Here is a 2,191-nt window from a genome sequence, read left to right on the forward strand (position 1 = left end):
GCCGCGCGCGCAGGTGACCACGGCCCGGGGCGGGCTGGCCCGCAGCCGCGCGCCGATCTCGCCCGCCGCCGCCGCATTGGCCGCGACCTGCCGCGCCACCACGGCCGAGGCTTCCCCCGCTTCGAGGAACATCCGCGTCGCCTCGGCGGTGAGGGGCTGGAAATGGGAATGGGGCAGCGCCGTCACGGGCTGTACTCCGATACTCGGGGTGATCAGGAAAATCAGGCGGGGTCGTTCAGCTCGGCCACGAAGTCGTAGGTGTCGCCGCGGTAGTAGGACTGGGTCACTTCCACCGCGCGGCCGTCCTTGAGGAAGCCGCGGCGTTCCACCAGCAGGCCGGCGTCCTTGGCCTTCACGCCCAGCAGGCCCGCGTGCTGCGGGGTGATGAGCACCGCGCGCAGGCGCTGCAGGGCGCGGACCGGCTTGTAGCCGGCGCTGGCCATGGCCTCGTAGAGCGAGTGGTCGACCACATCGAGCGAGGGCAGGGCGAAGGCGGCGATGGTCGAATACTCGACCGCCATCGGCGCGCCGTCGGCGTAGCGGATGCGGTGGAAGCGGTAGACCGGCGTGCTGGGCGACAGGCCCAGGGTCAGCGATTCCTCGGGCGTGACCGCGCCTTCCATGCGGGCGAGCCACTCACTGTGCGGGCTGCGGCCGCGCGAGATCATGTCCTCGGTGAAGCAGGTCAGCTTGGAGAAGTTCTTTTCCACGCGGGCCGCGACGAAGGTGCCGGCGCCCTGGCGGCGCGTCAGCAGGCCCTCGTGGACCAGGCCTTCCAGCGCCTTGCGCACGGTGATCCGCGAGACGTTGAAGTCCTCGGCCATGTCGCGCTCGGGCGGCAGGGCGTCTTCCGGCGTCAGCACCTTGTGCTGTATCGCCTCGCGCAGCGCTTTCTGGAGCTGCAGGTAGAGGGGTGCTGAGGAGGCGCTTTCGATCGGACCGATACGTTCGGAGAGCAACATGGGTTAGTTTCCCACCAGAGGTCGAGCTTGGCGCCGCGTTTCGGAGCAGCTCATTGCATACATACCAATCTAAGTCCTCTTTTGTCGGCCGATTTGGTCCGATAAATCGCAACAGGGCGATAAACCGCTTTTGTGTCAAACGGTTTTCGGCTCTCCGTCAGGGGGAGAGTTTTTGGAATGGTATTAAAATGGCATCCATGCCCAGCCATCAATCATCCCCTGCAAGCACACCGCGAGCCGGCCCAGGACGACACGTCATGGAGGCGGGCTCGTCCGCCGGGCTGCTGCTGAGTTCGCCGCTTTCAGGCTGGGTGGCGCCTTTGGATGAGACGCCGGACGCGGTGTTCGCCGAGCGGATGCTGGGGGACGGTCTGGCGATCGATCCGACGGGGTCGGTGCTGCATGCGCCGTGCGACGGGCGGGTGATCACGGTGCACCGGTCGCGGCACGCGGTGACGCTGCGGGCGGCCAACGGGGCCGAGATCCTGATGCATGTGGGTCTGGAGACGGTGGCGCTGGACGGCGAGGGCTTCACCGTCCACGTGGCCGAGGGGCAGGCGGTGACGGCCGGCGATCCGCTGATCGGCTTTGACCTCGATTTCCTGGCCCGCAAGGCCAAAAGCCTGATCACCCCGATCGTGGTCACCAATCCCGAGGCCTTTTCGATCGTGCGCCGGGCTCAGGACCACGAGACCGGGGTCGGCGGCTTCCTGATGGAGCTGACGGCGGTCGGCGGTGCGGCCGCCGGGACGGCGGCGGACGCGGGCGGCGAGGTGGTGCGCGAGGTGGTGGTGCCGCTGGCGCACGGGATCCACGCCCGTCCGGCCGCCCGCATCGCCGAGACGGCGCGCGGGTTTACCGCCGAGATCGCGCTGGTCGCCGTCAATCGCCGGGCCAGCGCCAAGAGCCCGGTGGGGCTGATGTCGCTGGCCATCCGGCTGGGCGACCACGTCTCGATCGTCGCTGCGGGTCCCGACGCGGAAGGCGCCGTGGCGGCGATCGCCGAGCTGATCGAGAGCGGCATGGGTGAGCGGGCCGATGAGATCGCGGCCCAGGTCGCCGCCGCTGTTGTCGAAGAGCCGCCGCCCGTCGCCGTGGCCGAACCGGCCGAGCCGGGTGTGCTGCGCGGGGTGCTGGCCGCGCCGGGCCTGGCCATCGGCCAGGCGGTGCGGCTGGTGGCCGAGGAAATCACCGTCGTCGAGACCGGCGCCGGGGCCAGCGCCGAGCTG

The 2,191-nt window shown here is 69.6% G+C and carries 2 protein-coding genes; one reads left to right on the forward strand and one right to left on the reverse strand.

Annotated elements, in window-relative coordinates:
• Window positions 1-221: 221 nt before the first annotated feature.
• Window positions 222-962: a GntR family transcriptional regulator gene (locus DDF62_RS20520; RefSeq protein WP_116490828.1), complete on the reverse strand. Its 741-nt coding sequence runs from the start codon at window positions 960-962 to the stop codon at window positions 222-224.
• A gap of 257 nt (window positions 963-1,219) precedes the next feature.
• Here DDF62_RS20520 and DDF62_RS20525 point away from each other — a divergent pair.
• Window positions 1,220-2,191, forward strand: a 972-nt coding sequence (locus tag DDF62_RS20525) for a glucose PTS transporter subunit IIA (RefSeq protein ID WP_116490829.1), incomplete at its 3' end; no start/stop codon positions are given.

This window comes from Caulobacter radicis, from assembly GCF_003094615.1.
Lineage (GTDB): Bacteria > Pseudomonadota > Alphaproteobacteria > Caulobacterales > Caulobacteraceae > Caulobacter > Caulobacter radicis.